The sequence below is a fragment of the Neisseria bacilliformis genome (assembly GCF_014055025.1).
Classification (GTDB): domain Bacteria; phylum Pseudomonadota; class Gammaproteobacteria; order Burkholderiales; family Neisseriaceae; genus Neisseria; species Neisseria bacilliformis.
Genome location: NZ_CP059571.1, coordinates 2,082,286 through 2,098,737, shown reverse-complemented (window position 1 = coordinate 2,098,737; position 16,452 = coordinate 2,082,286). Strand labels below are relative to the sequence as shown.

Genomic DNA, 16,452 nt, shown 5'->3' with positions numbered 1-16,452 from the left:
AGGTCGGGCATTTATGCCCGACATTTTTTAGTTGTCGGCGGTTGTCCGTCGGGCATGAATGCCCGACCTACGGATCTGAAACCCCTTGTTCCGTCATTCCCGCGCAGGCGGGAATCTTGTCGGGTGTGAACAAATGCTTGCTGCTTCAAGAATTGTCGAACAGCAGAAAAGATTCCCGCCTGCGCGCACTACTGTCCGGAATAAAAATCCCCACCCCAAAACAAAAAGGTTGCAGCCCAACGTTTTTACGGGTAAACCCCGGAGCGTCAACTCAAAAACATCAGGACTGCAACCATGTACGGCATAAGCCGACTCCAACAAATCATCAAGCCCATCATGCACGGACGCTTCCGGCACCACATCCGCAAATATCAGGCAGACAAACACAATAAAGGCTTCGGCTGCCACAACCTACTGGTTTCCATGGTTTACGCCCACCTCAGCCACAGCAACAGCCTGCGCACCCTGGAACAATCCTTTAACGCCAACAGCAGCCACCACTACCACCTCAACGTCCGCAGCATCCGCCGCTCCACCCTGTCCGAAGCCCTCGCCAAACGCGACACCCGCCCCTTTGCCGATATGCTCGCCGAACTGATGCGCACATGCAGCCGCACCCTGCGCAAACCCACACAAGAAACCGCCGACTTACCCTACCTCATCGATTCCACCCCCATCGCCCTCAAAGGACGCGGCTTTGACCAATGGGTCAGTAACAACGGACGCATTGCTGGTTTAAAGATTCATATACTGATGAACCATGCCAACGGCTGTCCCACCGCCCAAAGCATCACCGATGCCACCATCAACGACATCGACCAACGCCACATCGTGCAGCCTGAAAAAGGCGCAACCTATGTTTTTGACAAAGGCTATTGCGATTACAACTGGTGGGCAGAATTGGATAACGCAGGAGCCTGTTTCGTTACCCGTCTTAAAACCAATGCCGCCGTTCAAGTGGTAGAACGCATAATGCCGTCTGAAAACCCAAACACCAACGAAAATACCCATAAAAACACCAATGCAACCATCTTGGCAGACGAATACATCCGCTTCAAACACAAGAAGAACAGCAACCGACTCAACCATTACCACAGCAAAACCCTACGCCGCATTACCGTCAAACGCGAAGACAAAGCCCCTTTGGTGCTAGTGAGCAATAACCTGACCGCCCCCGCCCAAGAGATTGCCGATACCTACAAACAACGCTGGCAGATTGAATTACTGTTCAAATGGCTCAAACAACATTTGCAGCTCAAACGCTTTTTCGGACGCAATGCCAATGCGGTGAAACTGCAACTGTTGTGCGCGATGATGGCGTATCTGCTGTTGAAGCTGTACCAGCAAAACACACGAACCTACGACAACCTGCATTTGCTGTACGCACGGATTGCGGGTTGTTTGTTTGAACGACCGCAAACACTGTATGCCTGCTATGCGCAGCGAAGGCGGGAGAGGGAGGTGTGGATGGAGGCGCAGGAAAGGTTGTTTTGATGTCAAGTGTGTAGGGTGTTGATGTTTAAGGGGGACTTATTCCGGACAGTAGTGCGCCTGCGCGGGAATGACGGCAGGTGGGCTGATGTAGGGTGTGTGGCGCCGCACGCGGTTTCTTCCGTTCAAAGGCCGTCTGAAAATCTACAAACTCGATTTTCAGACGGCCTCTTCACCATCCGGCCAATACCGAATCCAAGGTAGGGTGTGTTGCCCCAAGGCGATGCACGCGTTCCCTGCCGCATAACCAATCCGCTCGTTTTCTCAAACACAGAAACCGCGTGCGTGGCTTGCGCCACACACCCTACCTTGGCTCGACCCACCGTTGCAGGAAGCGGCATGTTGCAGCGGTTTTGGTGGGTCAAGACCCACCCTACCTGAACAACAGAGGCCGTCTGAAAATCGCAAATACGGTTTTCAGACGGCCTTTTGTTTGCGCTGGGGGCGGGTTAGCGCAGTTCGGTGTGCAGGCGGGAGAGCCAGGCGGAGGCTTCGGGGCCGGTGTAGCGGCTGCCGTCTTTGTTGAGGATTTGCAGGCGCGCGCCGCCGTTGGCCGGTTCGAGGAAGACGATGAGGTCGGGGACGGGCGCGGGGGCTTTGGCTTTTTTGCCGAACAGGCGGCCGATGAGGCCGGGTTTTTTCTCTTGCAGGGACGCGCTTTCGTTTTGCGCGGGCTGGACGAGGAAGGCGTGTTTTTCGGTGTTCTGTCCGGTTACGGTGAGGCCGACGCGGTCGAGGGCAAGGGCGGTGCGCCGCCAGTTGCGCGCGTAGTCGCCGGTGAGCAGCAGGCTGCCGTTTTCGAGTTTGGCGAGGCCGGCGGCGTTGCTGTTGTCGGCGGCGGCGGTGCGTTCGAGCTGGTTTTGGATTTGCTGCTCGTCCGCGCCGAGGTATTGCATGAAGCGGGCGAGGAAGGCGGCTTCGAGGTTGGGGTCGTTGGCGCGGGGCTGCCACATGGTGGTGTCTTTGTTGCGATCGGCGTAGGTTTCGCTCATGCCTTTGTGGGCGAAGAAGATGTCGGTGCCGCCGTTTTTGGCTTTTTCGACGCGGACGATGAATTTGTCGCGTTCGCTGGTGGAGTAGATGCCGCCGAGGCCGATTTTTTCGAGGATGCTGCGCAGGCCGCCGCCGCCGAGTTTGGCGCGGTTTTCCGCCCAGTCGGTTTCCATTTGGCCGATGGCGGGTTCTTCGCTGGCGATGGTGAAGCCGTTTTCCTGCCAGAAGGCTTTGAGCAGGGGCCAGAGTTCGGCGGGCTGGCGGCCGGAGACGGAGAGCCAGCGTTGGCTGCCGTCGCGTTCCATTTTGACGCCTTTGACGCCGGTGAGGACTTTTTGGCCGGCGGTTTGTCCGGCGGCGGTGCGGCGGGCGACGTCGCTGGCGCGGACTGCGCCGCTGCCTGCGGGGAGTTGGTAGAGGTTTCCCTGGTTGGGGTTGGTGAGGTCGGGGGGGACTTCGAGGTTGACGATTTTGCGGTTTTCCGACTGGTAGTCGAGCTTGGGTTGTTCTTTTTTGCTGCCGGAGCAGGCGGCCAGGCTGAGGGCTGCGGCGGCGATGAGGGTGGGTTTGATGGGGTTCATGCGGACTCCGTGTGGATTAAATCAGGCCGGTTTGGGTAAGTGCGGCGCGCACTTTGGCTTGTCCGGCCGGGGTAAGGGGGAGGATGGGCAGGCGGACGTGTTCGGAACACATGCCCAGTTGGGCGGCGGCCCATTTTGGGGCGGCGGGGCTGGGTTCGCAGAACATGACGTCGTAAAGGGGGGTGAGGCGGCGGTTGAGTTCGCGGGCGAGGGGGATGTCGCCTGCGAGGGCGGCGCGGCACATGTCGGCGAAGAGTTTGGGGGCGGCGTTGGCGGCGACGGAGATGACGCCGTGTCCGCCGCATAACAGGAAGGGTAGGGCGGTGGGGTCGTCGCCGGAGTAGACGGCGAAGCCTTCGGGGGCGCGGTTGATGAGGTCGGTTTCGCGGGCGAGCGCGCCGCTGGCTTCTTTGACGCCGGTGATGTTGGGGATTTGGGCGAGGCGCAGGATGGTGTCGTTGTCCATGTTGACGACGGTGCGGCCGGGCACGTTGTAGACGATCATGGGGATGTCGACGGCTTCGGCGATGGTTTTGAAGTGGCGGTAGATGCCTTCCTGGGAGGGCTTGTTGTAGTAGGGGACGACGGAGAGGGTGGCATCTGCGCCTGCCTGTTGTGCGGCGCGGGAGAGTTCGACGGCTTCGGCGGTGTTGTTCGCGCCGGTGCCGGCGATGAGGGGGATGCGTTTGGCGGTATGTCTGACGGCCGCTTCGATGACGGCGGTGTGTTCGGCAACGGAGAGGGTGGCGGATTCGCCGGTGGTGCCGACGGCGACGATGGCGTCGGTGCCATCGGCGATGTGCCAGTCGATGAGTTTTTCAAGCTGCGGGAAGTCGACGCTGCCGTCTTCGCGCATGGGGGTGATGAGTGCGACCAGGCTGCCTGTCAGCATGTTGGAACCTTTGTGGTGGGTGGTTGGAAAAAACGGGCGGATTGTAGCCAAGTTTGGTTTTCGGTGCAAAAAGGCGGTTGGGACGGGGCGTGAGGCGGGCGGGCTGCTCTGTGTCTGTGTTTTTCAGACGGCCTTTTTGGTTGTGTTTTGTGCTGTTTGAGGCCGTCTGAAAAAGGGCTGTGCTTCATTTGAGTTTTAACTGTGTTTTCAGACGGCCTCTGCGGCGGGTTCAGCATTCGGCTTCTTCGGCGAGGAAGCCGCGCAGTTTCTGCATGGCTTTGGCTTCGATTTGGCGGATGCGCTCGGCGGACACGCCGTATTCGGCGGCCAGTTCGTGCAGGGTGAGGCCGCCGTCGTCTTGCAGCCAGCGGGTTTCGACGATGCGCCTGCTGCGCTCGTCGAGTTTGGCGAGGGCGTTTTGCAGGCCTTCGGTTTGCAGGGCGTGGTGGGCTTTGCGTTCGATTTGGCGGGTGGGTTCGTTGTCGTGGTCGGCCAGCCAGTCGATGGGGGCGAAGCTGTCTTCGTCGTCGCTGTTGTCGGCCAGAAGGGCGATGTCGCGGCCGGTCATGCGCTGTTCCATTTCCATGACTTCGGAGAGTTTCACGCCCAGGTCGTCGGCGATGGCCTGCGCTTCTTTGGGGGAGAGGGCGGAGAGGGATTTGCGCATGGAGCGCAGGTTGAAGAAGAGTTTGCGCTGGGGCTTGGTGGTGGCGACGCGCACGAGCCGCCAGTTGCGCAGGATGAATTCGTGGATTTCGGCTTTGATCCAGTGGACGGCGAAGGAAAAGAGGCGCGCGCCGCGGTCGGGTTCGTAGCGTTTGACGGCTTTCATCAGGCCGATGTTGCCTTCCTGGATGAGGTCGGCCTGGTTGAGGCCGTAGCCGTCGTAGCCGCGCGCGATGGAGACGACGACGCGCAGGTGGGAGAGGATGAGACGTTTGGCGGCTTCGACGTCGCCTCCCATTTTGCGCTCGGCGAGGTTGTGTTCTTCTTCGGGGGTGAGCAGGGGGATGCTGTTGACGGTGTGGATGTATTGTTCCAGGCTGCCGTGTCCGCTGGGGACGGGAAGGGTGGTGGTTTGGCCTGCGGTCATCGGTGTTCCTCGGGTGGGTTGTGGTGCGGCGGGTGCGCTGCAAGCAGGCAGGCCGTCTGAAAAGGGGCGTAGTTTACGCTATTTCTGCGCTAAGAATTGCTTTCGGTTGTTAAAAAGCCGTTCAAATTTTCGGCGGCCGGTGTGTATTTTGCCGGAGGGCCAATCTGTATTGGCGCACGCTTGTGTTCGGGCAGAAGTCTGCCGCCATGTCGGAAAAAGCCGGTAGGGTTGGAAACGATGCCGAGCTCAACGTTTGCGGCGTAAGCAGCCGAAGGAAGTTTGCATATTGATACGCCTGCGGGTGTTTGAGGCCGTCTGAAATTTTTTCAGACGGCCTCTTTTTCAGACGGCCTCTGCTGCTGCGGACGCTTGTATGGCAGGTGTGCGGGCAAAAAAAAACGGCCGCGTCCTTGCGGATGCGGCCGTTGCGCGGGTGCGGGTCAGAACAGGTCGTCCAAGTCGGACGACGGGGCGGGTCTGCGGTTGGTGGGTTTGACTTCGTGCTCGCCGCCGGTGTTGGTGGGTTTGAGCTCGCGTTCGCCGATGTCTTCCGCGCCGTTGTCGGCGGCGGCGGGTTTGGGCGTGCTGCTTTCGCTGCCGTCGGCATCGGAGCGGCTGCTGCTGTTGTCGATTCTGAGGGCGGGGTCGGTGCTTTGGCGTTCTTTATAGAAGTATTCGCCGTTGCGCAAGACCATGCCGGCGGGCACTTTCATGCCGGTGGTGGGTTTGCCTTTGAGGGCGTAGCGCATGTATTCGACCCAGACGGGCAGGGCGATGGTGCCGCCGTAGCCGGCGCGCCCCATGCTGCGGGGTTTGTCGAAGCCGATGTAGACGGCGGTTACGATATCGGGGTTGAAGCCGACGAACCATGCGTCTTTGTTGTCGTTGGTGGTGCCGGTTTTGCCGGCGATGTCGTTGCGGCCGAGGGAGAGCGCGCCGCGCGCGGTGCCGTATTTGACGACGTCCTGCATCATTTTGTACATGATGTAGGCGTTGCGCGGGTCGATGACCTGCGGGGCGTTTTCGCCGGCGACAAGGGGCTGCATCTGGGCTTTGAGGTGGTCTTGCGAGTCGTAGATTTTGTCAATGACGTAGGCGGAGACACGGTAGCCGCCGTTGGCGAAAACGGCGTAGCCTTCGGCCATTTGCAGGGGGGTGCTCGATCCCGCGCCCAGTGCCATGGAGAGGTTGGCGGGGTGGTTGTTGGGTTTGAAGCCGAATTTTTGGATGTACTGCTGGGTGTAGTTAAGGCCGGTTGCCATCAGGATGCGGATGGAGACCATGTTTTTCGAGCGGGTGAGGGCTTGGCGCAGGGTGATGGGGCCGTCGTAGCGGCCGTCTGAATTTTTCGGTGTCCAAGGGCGGCCGCCGCGTCCCGCGCCGGGGATGGAGATCGGTTCGTCGTTGATCAGGGTGGCCGCCGTCATGCCGCGCGAGAGGCCGGCGGAGTAGATGAAGGGTTTGAACGAGGAGCCGGGCTGGCGCAGTGCCTGGGTGGCGCGGTTGAAGTTTTTGCTGTGGAAGTTGTAGCCGCCGACGAGGGCTTTTACCGCGCCGGTGCGGGCGTCTAAGGCGACCAGTGCGCCTTGCAGGGCGGGTTCTTGCCCGATGCGCCAGCCGCTTTTGGTTTTTTGCAGGCGGATGACCGCGCCGGGGCGGATTTGCGCGTCTTCGAGTTTGGCGTTGAGGATGGCGTTGCGCGCGCCGCCCATTTGCGCGGGCGTGAGACGGACTTGGTCGCCGCCTGTGGTTTGGGCGGTGATGCCTTTGCTTTTCGAGGCTTCGATGACGACAGCGGGTTCGAGCCCGTCTACGGCGTGCATGGTGGAGAGGTATTTGCCGACGGCTTCTTCGATGTCTTCGTCGGTGTCTTTGCCCAAGTCCAAATAGCCTTCCGCGCCACGGTAGCTGCTGCTGCGGTCGAAGCCGCGCAGGGTTTTGCGCAGGGCGTTGGTGGCGACGCGCTGGCTTTCGGTGTCGACGGTGGTGTATACCTTGAAACCCTGGGTGTAGGCGTCTTCGCCATATTTTTCAAACAGCTCCTGCCGCGCCATTTCGGCGACGTAAAGCGAGGTTTGGTCGATGTCCTGTACGTGGCGTTCGTAGTGCAGCTCTTCTTTAAAGGCGGCGTCTTTTTCCGCTTGGGTAATCATGCCCAGCTCGACCATGTTGTTCAGGATGTATTCCTGCCGCTGTTTGGCGCGTTTTGGGTTGACCAGAGGGTTGGCGGCGGACGGGAATTTCGGCAGGCCGGCCAGCATGGAGGCTTCGGCCAGGGTCAGCTCTTGGACGGGTTTGTTGAAGTAGACTTGTGCTGCGGCTGCGAACCCGTAGGCGCGCTGCCCCAAGTAGATTTGGTTGAAGTAGAGTTCGAGAATCTGGTCTTTGGTTAAAGACTGTTCGATTTTGTAGGCGAGCAGGGCTTCGTTGAATTTGCGGGTAAGCGTGCGTTCGTTGGTCAGGTAAAAGTTGCGGGCTACCTGCTGGGTAATGGTGCTGGCACCGGACTGGACGCCGCCGCCGCGTATGTTGCCGATAACGGCGCGGGCGACGCCGATGACGTCTACGCCCCAGTGGTCGTAGAAGCGTTTGTCTTCGGCGGCAATCACGGCGTTTTTCAGCACCTGCGGGAATTCTTTGATTTCGGTAAACGCGCGGCGTTCCTCACCATACGAGCCGATGAGTTTGCCGTCGGCGGAGTAAATGGTCAGCGGCATTTTCGGCTGGTAGTTTTGCACTGCGTCCAAAGAAGGGAGTTTGGGATAGGTCGTCAGCACTGCGATAGCGAGCAGTCCGACGGCAAAAAGAGCCAGGCCGATAGACAGGCCGAGAAGGGTGGTGAAAATTTTTTTAATCATGACTGGGTAATATTTGCCCAAAAGGGCATTAAATAAAGTAAAATGGTCTTAACGTTTCGGCAGTAAGGCAACACAGCTGCCGGACATTCTTATCAACCGCTTACGGAAGCCAGTATTGTAACCAATAACACTTGGCAGGGAAATGAGTTATGCGTTTAACAAAAAGTGAAAAAAATACAAAAGGTAAGGCCTCTTCCGGTTTTTCCTCTCGTACGTCTGTGGGTATCGACCTCACTCAGGATGCCGTCCGAATCGTACAGCTTTCGGGACGTAATCTGAATCAGGTGCAGCTGGACAAATATGCCATTGCACGGCTGCCTAAAAATGTCATCAAGGGCACTACGATACATGATTACGACCAACTTGTCGCATACTTGCAACATGCATATACCCAAGTGGGCGGGAGCAGCCGCAACATCGTCGCTGCTGTTCCCCAAACCTCGGCTACTATAGAAACGGTTGTCTACAACCAGCGCGATGCCGATGTCGGTTTGGAAGATTTTGTCGAATTGGAAATTTCGCAGCAAATGCCGCTGGACGAAGTGAATTATGACTATCAGGATTTGGGCAAATCCCAAGGTTCTATCGGACAGAAAGTTTTGGTTGTCGCAGCGCGGAAAGAAGAAATAGAACCGCGCTTGGAGGCTTTCGACAGTGCAGGGTTGTCGTTGCAGTTTTTAGATGTGGATGTTTTGGCGCAGGCCAACGCCTTTAATTACTGGATGGACAAGCAGTATCCCGAATTGGTATCCGACAAAGTAATGGCTGTTCATATTTCTGAAAACGAAATGTCTTCGCTCGTGTTGCAAAACGGCCAGATTTTGTACCGGCAGGAATCTTCCTTAGGCGGCGAACAGTTGAACCAATTGATTCAGAGAACATATCAGGTAAGCGAAGAGCAGGCGAAAGTGATGCGTAAGAGTGATGACAAGCCGGCCGATTATCAAGTCCAGATTGCTGATCGCTTTAATGCACAGATTGCCCAAGAGATTCAGCGCGTCCTGCAATTTTATTACACGACGCAGTCGGGTGATCAGTTCTCGAATGTCAGAAATATTTTCCTATCTGGGTCTGCTTCGTTGCAGGCGAATTTGGCAGAAACGATTTTTTCACAAACGAATACTGCGGCGGAGTGTATTAATCCGATTGTTTCAGTTTCTTATGGGGCTAAGGTGGATATCTCCGAATTGCAATACGATGCGGCCGAATTGACGGTTGCGTTTGGCTTGGCTTTGAGAGGGGTGTAAATATGATTGATTTGATTAAGATTAATCTGCTTCCTTACCGGGAAGAAATAAGTCAGAAGAAGAAGCAGAAATTTAAAGTAATGATGATAGCGGCCGGCTTGATCGGGCTTGGCCTTTGCGGGGCTGTTTATGTCGGTATCAGCCAGGCAATTTCCTCTCAGGAAGATCGAAACAGATTCTTGGAAAGTGAAATTGCTAAAATGGACGAAGCTATTAAGGAAATCGCGACGCTTAAAGCCGAAAAAGCCGATTTCTTGGCGAAGAAGCAAAAAGTTGAAGAGCTTCAAAACAAAAGGTTTGAGGGTGCGCGTATTATTGATACGTTGAACCAATTGCTTCCTGAGGGGGCTTATATTACGGCGATTTCTGCTAAGGATGAGAATTCTTACGAGATAACCGGTAAGGCATCCAGCGATAACCGTATCGCAATGTTCATGCGGGTTTTGCCGTCGACGGGGATTTTTAATCAGCCGGAGTTGTTAAGTATCGAAAAAACAGATAGTGGCCAGAAATTCGTTATTAAAACAGTGCTTAATCCGTCTGCTGGTGCTCCTTTGGCAAATGTGAACGAGCAGAGTGCATCAAGTCCTTCTGATGGCTCGGATGCTGCGTCTTCTCCTAATGCGGCGGCTTTGGAACAAAACTCTGCAAGTGAAGGAAAATAAGATGGCAAAGAATAAACAAAATTTTGATTTGCAAAATTTGCATGAATTAAATGCTCCAATAAAATTAGGCATTGGTGCTTTGCTGATTTTAGCGATTCTCGGATTGGGTTATTTCCTTTTATTTAAGGATCAGCTTGCAGAGTATGATGCGGCTAAAGCCAAAGAAGCAGAATTGAAAGAGTCATACGCCAGCAAAAGCGTACAGGCGGCAAGTTTGGAAAATTTAAAAGCGGAATTGGCAGCGTTGCATACATCGTTTAACCAGTTGTTGCAACAGCTTCCGACTGATAAAGAAATTCCAAATTTGATTCAGGAATTGAACCAGGCTGCATCAACAAACAATTTGCGCTTGGGTGCTTTGTCTCCGCTCGAGCCTGTTAATGATGGTGCGATTCAAAGGTTGCCGTATAAATTGGCGATCAGCGGGCAATATGACCAAGTTGCGAAATTTGCACGTGATATAGGCGGACTTTCTCGAATCATTACGTTGAGTCAGTTGGATATGGCTAAGGATGATAAAACAGGGCAAATCAATTTGAATGCCATTGCAAATACCTATAAGGCACGTCCCGCTGAAGAGCTGGCTGCGGAACAGGCTAAGGCGGCTTCTGCGGCAGATAAAGGGGATCAAAAATGATGAAAAAGATTATTTTATTGTCGGGCTTTTTATTCTTGGCGGCATGTGAGGAAGAGCCGGGTGATTTGCGTGCTTGGATTGATAGTACCAAAAAAGAAGCCGAAAAAAAGATTAAGCCTGTTGAGATACCTGAGGGTGTGCCCATGCTGACATATACGCCGGCTCCTCAGCCTGCGTTGGATGCGTTCAACAGTAAACGACTGAGCACCAATCAGAAAGGTGTGAATGCTCCGGATCCGAACAGACCTAAAGAAGTATTGGAGGCTTTTAATCTGGAAAGCATCAAATATGTCGGATCGTTCAAAAAATCAGGTTTGGTTTCGGCCTTTGTTGAAGTGGACGGACATGTATATACGATAGGGAAAGGCAACTATATCGGTCAAAACTATGGCCGGGTCAGCGAAATTCGTGATGACGCACTGCTTATCACGGAATTGGTTGAAGATGCTTACGGCAATTGGACCTATCGTCCGGCTGAATTGGTATTGAGTAGTTCTGAACAATAGGAAATTAAAATTTTAAGGGGTTTTTAATTATGAAAAAAGCAACAGTATTTAACCAAGTGATCCCGGCATTGGGTCTGGGTTTGATCGGACAGTTGGCACTTGCAGGCAATATCACAGATATTAATGTCTCTGCTTTTCCAAACAATCAAAAAATTGTTAAGATAAAATTTGATAAAGGCGTTGTTTTGCCTAAGGCTTCTGCAGTAGGTGGAGCAACACAGCTGGCATTTGATTTCCCTGCTACGTCTTTGGCAGTATCCCAGCCTGTTTTTGAATATGAAGACTCCTTGCTTAACCGGATTGCAACCGCTCCTAATAATGGTGCAGCTCGTGTTTTGGTGGGGCTGAATCGGGAAGGACGTTATACGGCTGAGGTAAAAGGGAATGAGGTTTGGATTCATATTACTGAAAATGCCGCTGCTCCGGTTCAGGCCAGCCAAGGGCAGCGTAACCGCCAAACGCAAAATGCTGCTTCTGCGATGATTGATTTTAGAAAGTCGGGCAAAGGTGGGGTTGTTGACATAACTGCTCCCGGATTTTCCGGACAGCCTGATATTAAACAGAATAGCGGTAATGTTACAGTTACGTTGAAAAACTACCCGTTGCCCACGCAGGCGCAACGGAATTTGGATGTAAGCGATTTTGGTACACCTGTGCGCAATATCGTTATGAAACGTATTGGTAACGATACCCAAGTGGTTATTAAAAATCAAGGAAGCTGGGCGTCCAATCATAAGGTAGTAAACGGACATATATCGCTTGATATTTCTCCGAAACTGAATGCGGAAGAGGCAGGTCTGCAAGCGAAAAACAAATCATTCAAGGGGGGGCGTGTCTCTTTTGATTTCCAAGATGTTGATGTGCGTACCATTTTACAGATTATTGCCAAAGAGTCGGGCATGAATATTGTTGCCAGCGATACTGTTACAGGCAAGATGACACTTACGCTCAAAGACGTACCTTGGGATCAGGCTCTGGACTTGGTAATGCAAGCCCGTAATCTTGATATGAGGAAATCCGGCAACATTATTAATGTTGCTCCGCGTAAAGAATTGCTGGCTAGAGATATAGAAACTCTGACTCAGGAAAGAGAAATTAATGAATTAGGACCTCTGTATTCACGTACTTTCCAGTTGCGTTATAAAAATGTTGAAGAGTTCCGTAAGATATTGAAATTAGATGATTCAAACAGCGGTTCTTCCGGAACTAGCAAAACTATTTTGAGCAGCCGAGGAAGCGCATTAATTGACCCGGCAACCAATACGTTGATCATTACTGACAATTCGTCCATTTTGCGGAAATTTGAGAAAATTCTTGAAGAACTAGACGTTCCGGCACGCCAAGTAATGGTTGAGACCCGTATTGTTGAGGCTTCCGATGGGTTCTCCCGCGAAATTGGTGTGAAATTCGGTTACGCGGGATCAAACGGTAAGAACAGTTGGGGTAGCAACTGGGCGAATGCTCAGGCTAATAACAATACAAATGTTAATGCTAGCCAAAACAATACCAATCGTACGTGGACGCTGAATCCTAATATCAACCTGCCTACAACAGCAGCAACTTCCAGTGTTGCTTTGGTTCATGCTCTTTCATCCGGTGCATTGGCATTGGAATTGTCCGCCCAACAGGCGCAAAACAAAGCGAAAGTTATTTCTTCGCCGCGCGTCTTGACGCAAGACCGCAAAGAAGCGGTCATCGAATCAGGTACGGAAGTTCCTTACCAAGAAGCCTCTTCAAGCGGTGCGACTTCTACATCGTTCAAAAAAGCGGTTTTGGGTATGACTGTAACGCCGCAAATCACGCCTGACGGCCAGATTATTATGGATATTAAGGTCAATAAAGACTCGGTTAACCGTAACTGTGGCGCATCCGAACCCTGTATCGATACCAAGCGTTTGGATACGAAAGCGATGGTTGAAAACGGCGGGACGCTGATTCTTGGCGGTATTTACGAGGAAGAGAACTCGGAAGGTGTCAGCAAAGTGCCGTTGTTGGGTGATATTCCTGTCGTAGGAAACCTGTTCAAGTCCCGCTCGCGCAATACCAGCAAGAAAGAGCTGTTGATCTTTATTACCCCGCGCATCGTGGATAATGTCGGCAGCACATTGCGTTATTGATAAGGTAAATTGAAAAATGGTCTAAGGTTTATTTAAAATAAGCCTTAGACCATTAATTTGCTTGTCGCATCCATATCTAACATGCTTTTGAATCTGTTTTATTTACAAGGACGAAACCGATGAAAAACTATCATGCGCCAAACAAGCAGGGCTTTTTCGGCGAACACGGCGGATTATATGTTTCCGAAACCCTGATTCCCGCTTTGAAAGAATTGGCCGCCGCCTACGAAGAAGCGAAAAACGACCCCGCATTTTGGGAAGCGTTCCGCCGCGATTTGAAACACTATGTCGGCCGCCCCAGCCCTGTTTACCACGCCGAACGTTTGTCGGCGCATTTGGGCGGTGCGCAAATCTGGCTCAAACGCGAAGATTTGAATCACACCGGCGCGCACAAAGTAAACAACACCATCGGTCAGGCACTCTTGGCCAAACGCATGGGCAAAAAGCGCGTGATTGCGGAAACCGGCGCGGGTCAGCACGGCGTAGCTTCGGCCACCGTGGCCGCCCGCTTCGGCATGACTTGCGATGTGTATATGGGCGCGGACGACATCCAACGACAAATGCCCAATGTGTTCCGCATGAAATTGTTGGGCGCGAACGTGGTGGGCGTGGAAAGCGGCAGCCGCACGCTCAAAGACGCAATGAACGAAGCCATGCGCGAATGGGTTGCCCGCGTGGACGACACGTTTTACATCATCGGCACGGCCGCCGGTCCCGCGCCGTATCCCGAAATGGTGCGCGATTTTCAGTGCGTGATCGGCAACGAAGCCAAAGAGCAGATGCTCGAAGCCGTCGGCCGCCAGCCCGATGTGGCCGTGGCCTGCGTGGGCGGCGGCTCGAACGCCATCGGCCTGTTCCACCCCTATATCGAAGAAGCGGGCGTACGGCTGGTGGGCGTGGAAGCGGGCGGACGCGGTGTCGATACCCCCGATCATGCCGCGCCGATTACCAGCAAAGCCCCCATCGGCGTATTGCACGGTTTCCGCAGCTATTTAATGCAGGACGAAAACGGCCAAGTGCTCGGCACACATTCGGTTTCCGCCGGCCTCGACTACCCCGGCATCGGCCCCGAGCACAGCCATTTGGCCGACATCGGCCGCGTGGAATACACCGCCGCCAATGACGATGCCGCGCTGGCCGCGTTTGATCTGCTCTGCCGCTTCGAGGGCATTATCCCCGCGCTCGAATCCAGCCACGCGCTCGCATGGGCGGTGGAAAACGCGCCGAAAATGGGCAAAGACCGGATTATTTTGGTCAACCTCTCCGGTCGCGGCGACAAGGACATCAACACCGTTGCCAAACTCAAAGGCATCGAGATTTGAGTTTTCAGACGGCCTCACGCCCTTGTGAGGCCGTCTGAAAATATGGCCGCCATGCCGCATATTTCCCGCTTTCCGCCCGCAACATTGAAAAAAGAAAAGAACAAACCATGACCGAAATACTGCTGTACACCTTCATTTACATGGCGTTTGCCGTTGCCGTCGTTTTGGCCTCGCAGAAACTGGGCTTGGGGTCGGTGCTCGGCTACCTGATGGCGGGCATCATGATCGGGCCGGTGCTCGGCCTGGTCGGCAAAGAGGCCGAATCCATCCAGCACGTGGCCGAATTCGGCGTGGTCATGATGCTGTTTCTGGTCGGTTTGGAACTTGCCCCGCAAATGCTGTGGCGGCTGCGGCACAAACTCTTGGGGCTGGGCGGCTTGCAGGTCGTGCTGACACTGGCCGCCATTACCGGGCTGGCCATCGCCTTGGGGCAGACCTGGCAGGTCGGCGTGGCAATCGGCTGCATACTGGCTTTGTCGTCCACCGCCATCGTATTGCAGACCTTCGGCGAGAAAAACCTGCTGCCCACGGCGGGCGGTCAGGCGGGCTTTGCCGTACTGCTGTTTCAAGACGTGGCCGCCATCCCCATGCTCGCCCTGCTGCCCCTCTTGGGCACTGCCGCCGCCAAGCCGCAGCACGGCCACGAATCCGCCAACATCCTGGCCGGACAGCCCGGCTGGGTAACCGCCCTCGTAAGCGTGGCCGCCATCGCCATCATCGTCATCGGCGTGCGCTACCTCGTGCCCGCCACCTTCCGCTTCATCAGCAAAACCCGCCTGCGCGAAATGTTCACCCTGTTCACCCTCGCGCTGGTCGTCGGCATCGCCACCCTCATGTCCCTCATCGGCCTCTCCCCCGCGCTGGGCGCGTTCATCGCCGGCGTCGCGCTGGCCAACAGCTCCTACCGCCACGAAATGGAAAGCCACCTCGAACCCTTCAAAGGGCTGCTGCTCGGCCTCTTCTTCATCACCGTCGGCGCGGGCATGAACTTCGGCCTGCTGGGCAAAGAATTCCCGCTGGTACTCGGCCTCACCCTCGGCACCATGCTGCTCAAAGCCCTCATACTCTTCATCCTCGGCAAACTGTTCCGCCTGCCCGCCACCGCCGGCAAACTCTTCGCCCTCAGCCTCGCGCAAGCCGGCGAATTCGGCTTCGTACTGCTGTCCATCTCCGACCAAAACCGCGTCCTGCCGCACGCACTCTCCGACCGCATCGCCCTCGTCGTCGCCCTCTCCATGCTGCTCACCCCCCTGCTGTTCATCTTCTACGACAAAGTCGTCGCCCCGCGCGGCATCGCCGAAGAAAACCAAAGCCGCCCCAACGACGAAGTGCACGAAGAAAACCCCATCATCCTGCTCGGCCACGGCCGCTTCGGCCAACAAATCAACAGCATGCTCACCGGCTGCGGCTTCCACACCACCGTCATCGACTTCCACGCCGAAACCGTCGAAGGGCTCACCAAATACGGCAGCAAAACCTACTACGGCGACGCCACCAGCCCCGAGCTGCTCAACTCCATCGGCCTGGGCAAAGCCAAACTCCTGATCGTTGCCATCGGCGACGACAAACAGTCCACCGAAGTCGTCGAATTCGTCCGCCGCCACTACCCCGACCTCACCATCATCGCCCGCGCCCACGGCCGCCAGCACGCCTACAACCTGCACCACGCCGGCGCCGACTTCATCGTGCGCGAAACCTTCGACGCCGCCATCCGCAGCGGCCGCATCGCCCTCGAAAGCCTCGGCGTATCGCAGGAACGCGCCAAAGAACTGAGCGACTTCTACGCCGCCCGCGACCGCTACCACCTCTTCACCCTGTCCGAACTCTACGACCCCGAAGTCCCCCCCTTCGCCAACGAAGCCCTGATGAAAAAAGCCCGCGAACTCGACAAAGAAACCGCCAACATGATGCAAACCCTGCTCGGCGGCGGCGAAGTGGACTGGCAGCGCGAAGCCGCCGACTGGGCGCACACCAAAAAGAACTGACACCGCCCCGTGCGGGCAGACAAAGGCCGTCTGAAAACGCAGCTTCGGCACAGATTGCGTAGGGT

12 protein-coding genes are annotated in these 16,452 nt (G+C 55.2%); 8 read left to right on the top strand and 4 right to left on the bottom strand.

Annotation, left to right across the window (positions count from 1 at the left end; translation table 11 throughout):
- Nucleotides 1–294 precede the first annotated feature (294 nt).
- A complete protein-coding gene (locus tag H3L91_RS10175) occupies nt 295–1,494 on the top strand; it encodes an IS4 family transposase (protein WP_182109834.1) in 1,200 nt (399 codons plus the stop codon).
- 446 nt (nt 1,495–1,940) lie between these two features.
- Here H3L91_RS10175 and bamC read toward each other — a convergent pair whose 3' ends face one another.
- The 4 genes from bamC to H3L91_RS10155 form a co-directional block, all read right to left on the bottom strand.
- The gene (gene bamC / locus H3L91_RS10170; RefSeq protein ID WP_007343760.1) at nt 1,941–3,065 is read right to left on the bottom strand and encodes an NlpB/DapX family lipoprotein; all 1,125 of its coding nucleotides are present in this window, start codon (nt 3,063–3,065) and stop codon (nt 1,941–1,943) included.
- A gap of 16 nt (nt 3,066–3,081) precedes the next feature.
- The gene (dapA, locus tag H3L91_RS10165) at nt 3,082–3,957 is read right to left on the bottom strand and encodes a 4-hydroxy-tetrahydrodipicolinate synthase (protein ID WP_040659120.1); all 876 of its coding nucleotides are present in this window, start codon (nt 3,955–3,957) and stop codon (nt 3,082–3,084) included.
- 229 nt (nt 3,958–4,186) lie between these two features.
- Complete coding sequence (gene rpoH, locus H3L91_RS10160) at nt 4,187–5,050, bottom strand: RNA polymerase sigma factor RpoH (protein WP_007343757.1); 864 nt, start codon at nt 5,048–5,050, stop codon at nt 4,187–4,189.
- A 440-nt stretch (nt 5,051–5,490) separates the two neighbouring features.
- Nucleotides 5,491–7,908, bottom strand: a complete 2,418-nt coding sequence (locus H3L91_RS10155; protein WP_007343756.1) for a penicillin-binding protein 1A — start codon at nt 7,906–7,908, stop codon at nt 5,491–5,493.
- A 149-nt stretch (nt 7,909–8,057) separates the two neighbouring features.
- Here H3L91_RS10155 and pilM point away from each other — a divergent pair, with 149 nt between their 5' ends.
- The 7 genes from pilM to H3L91_RS10120 all read left to right on the top strand — a co-directional run bounded on the left by pilM (nt 8,058) and on the right by H3L91_RS10120 (nt 16,387).
- Entirely contained in the window at nt 8,058–9,155 is a 1,098-nt protein-coding gene (pilM, locus tag H3L91_RS10150; RefSeq protein WP_007343755.1) for a type IV pilus assembly protein PilM, read from the top strand.
- 2 nt (nt 9,156–9,157) lie between these two features.
- Nucleotides 9,158–9,820, top strand: a complete 663-nt coding sequence (locus H3L91_RS10145; RefSeq protein ID WP_007343754.1) for a PilN domain-containing protein — start codon at nt 9,158–9,160, stop codon at nt 9,818–9,820.
- A gap of 1 nt (nt 9,821) precedes the next feature.
- Nucleotides 9,822–10,457, top strand: a complete 636-nt coding sequence (locus tag H3L91_RS10140) for a type IV pilus inner membrane component PilO (protein ID WP_007343753.1) — start codon at nt 9,822–9,824, stop codon at nt 10,455–10,457.
- Nucleotides 10,454–10,963 carry a pilus assembly protein PilP gene (locus H3L91_RS10135; RefSeq protein WP_007343752.1) on the top strand — a complete coding sequence of 170 codons (510 nt, stop codon included), beginning with the start codon at nt 10,454–10,456 and terminating at the stop codon, nt 10,961–10,963. The genes H3L91_RS10140 and H3L91_RS10135 overlap by 4 nt, the downstream gene beginning before the upstream one ends.
- Before the next feature lie 29 nt (nt 10,964–10,992).
- Nucleotides 10,993–13,080, top strand: a complete 2,088-nt coding sequence (locus H3L91_RS10130) for a type IV pilus secretin PilQ (protein ID WP_007343751.1) — start codon at nt 10,993–10,995, stop codon at nt 13,078–13,080.
- 119 nt (nt 13,081–13,199) lie between these two features.
- Nucleotides 13,200–14,402 (top strand): tryptophan synthase subunit beta, encoded by a 1,203-nt coding sequence (trpB, locus tag H3L91_RS10125; RefSeq protein ID WP_007343750.1) that lies wholly within the window; start codon nt 13,200–13,202, stop codon nt 14,400–14,402.
- A 107-nt stretch (nt 14,403–14,509) separates the two neighbouring features.
- Nucleotides 14,510–16,387 carry a monovalent cation:proton antiporter-2 (CPA2) family protein gene (locus H3L91_RS10120; protein WP_007343749.1) on the top strand — a complete coding sequence of 626 codons (1,878 nt, stop codon included), beginning with the start codon at nt 14,510–14,512 and terminating at the stop codon, nt 16,385–16,387.
- The last annotated feature ends 65 nt before the right edge of the window (nt 16,388–16,452 follow it).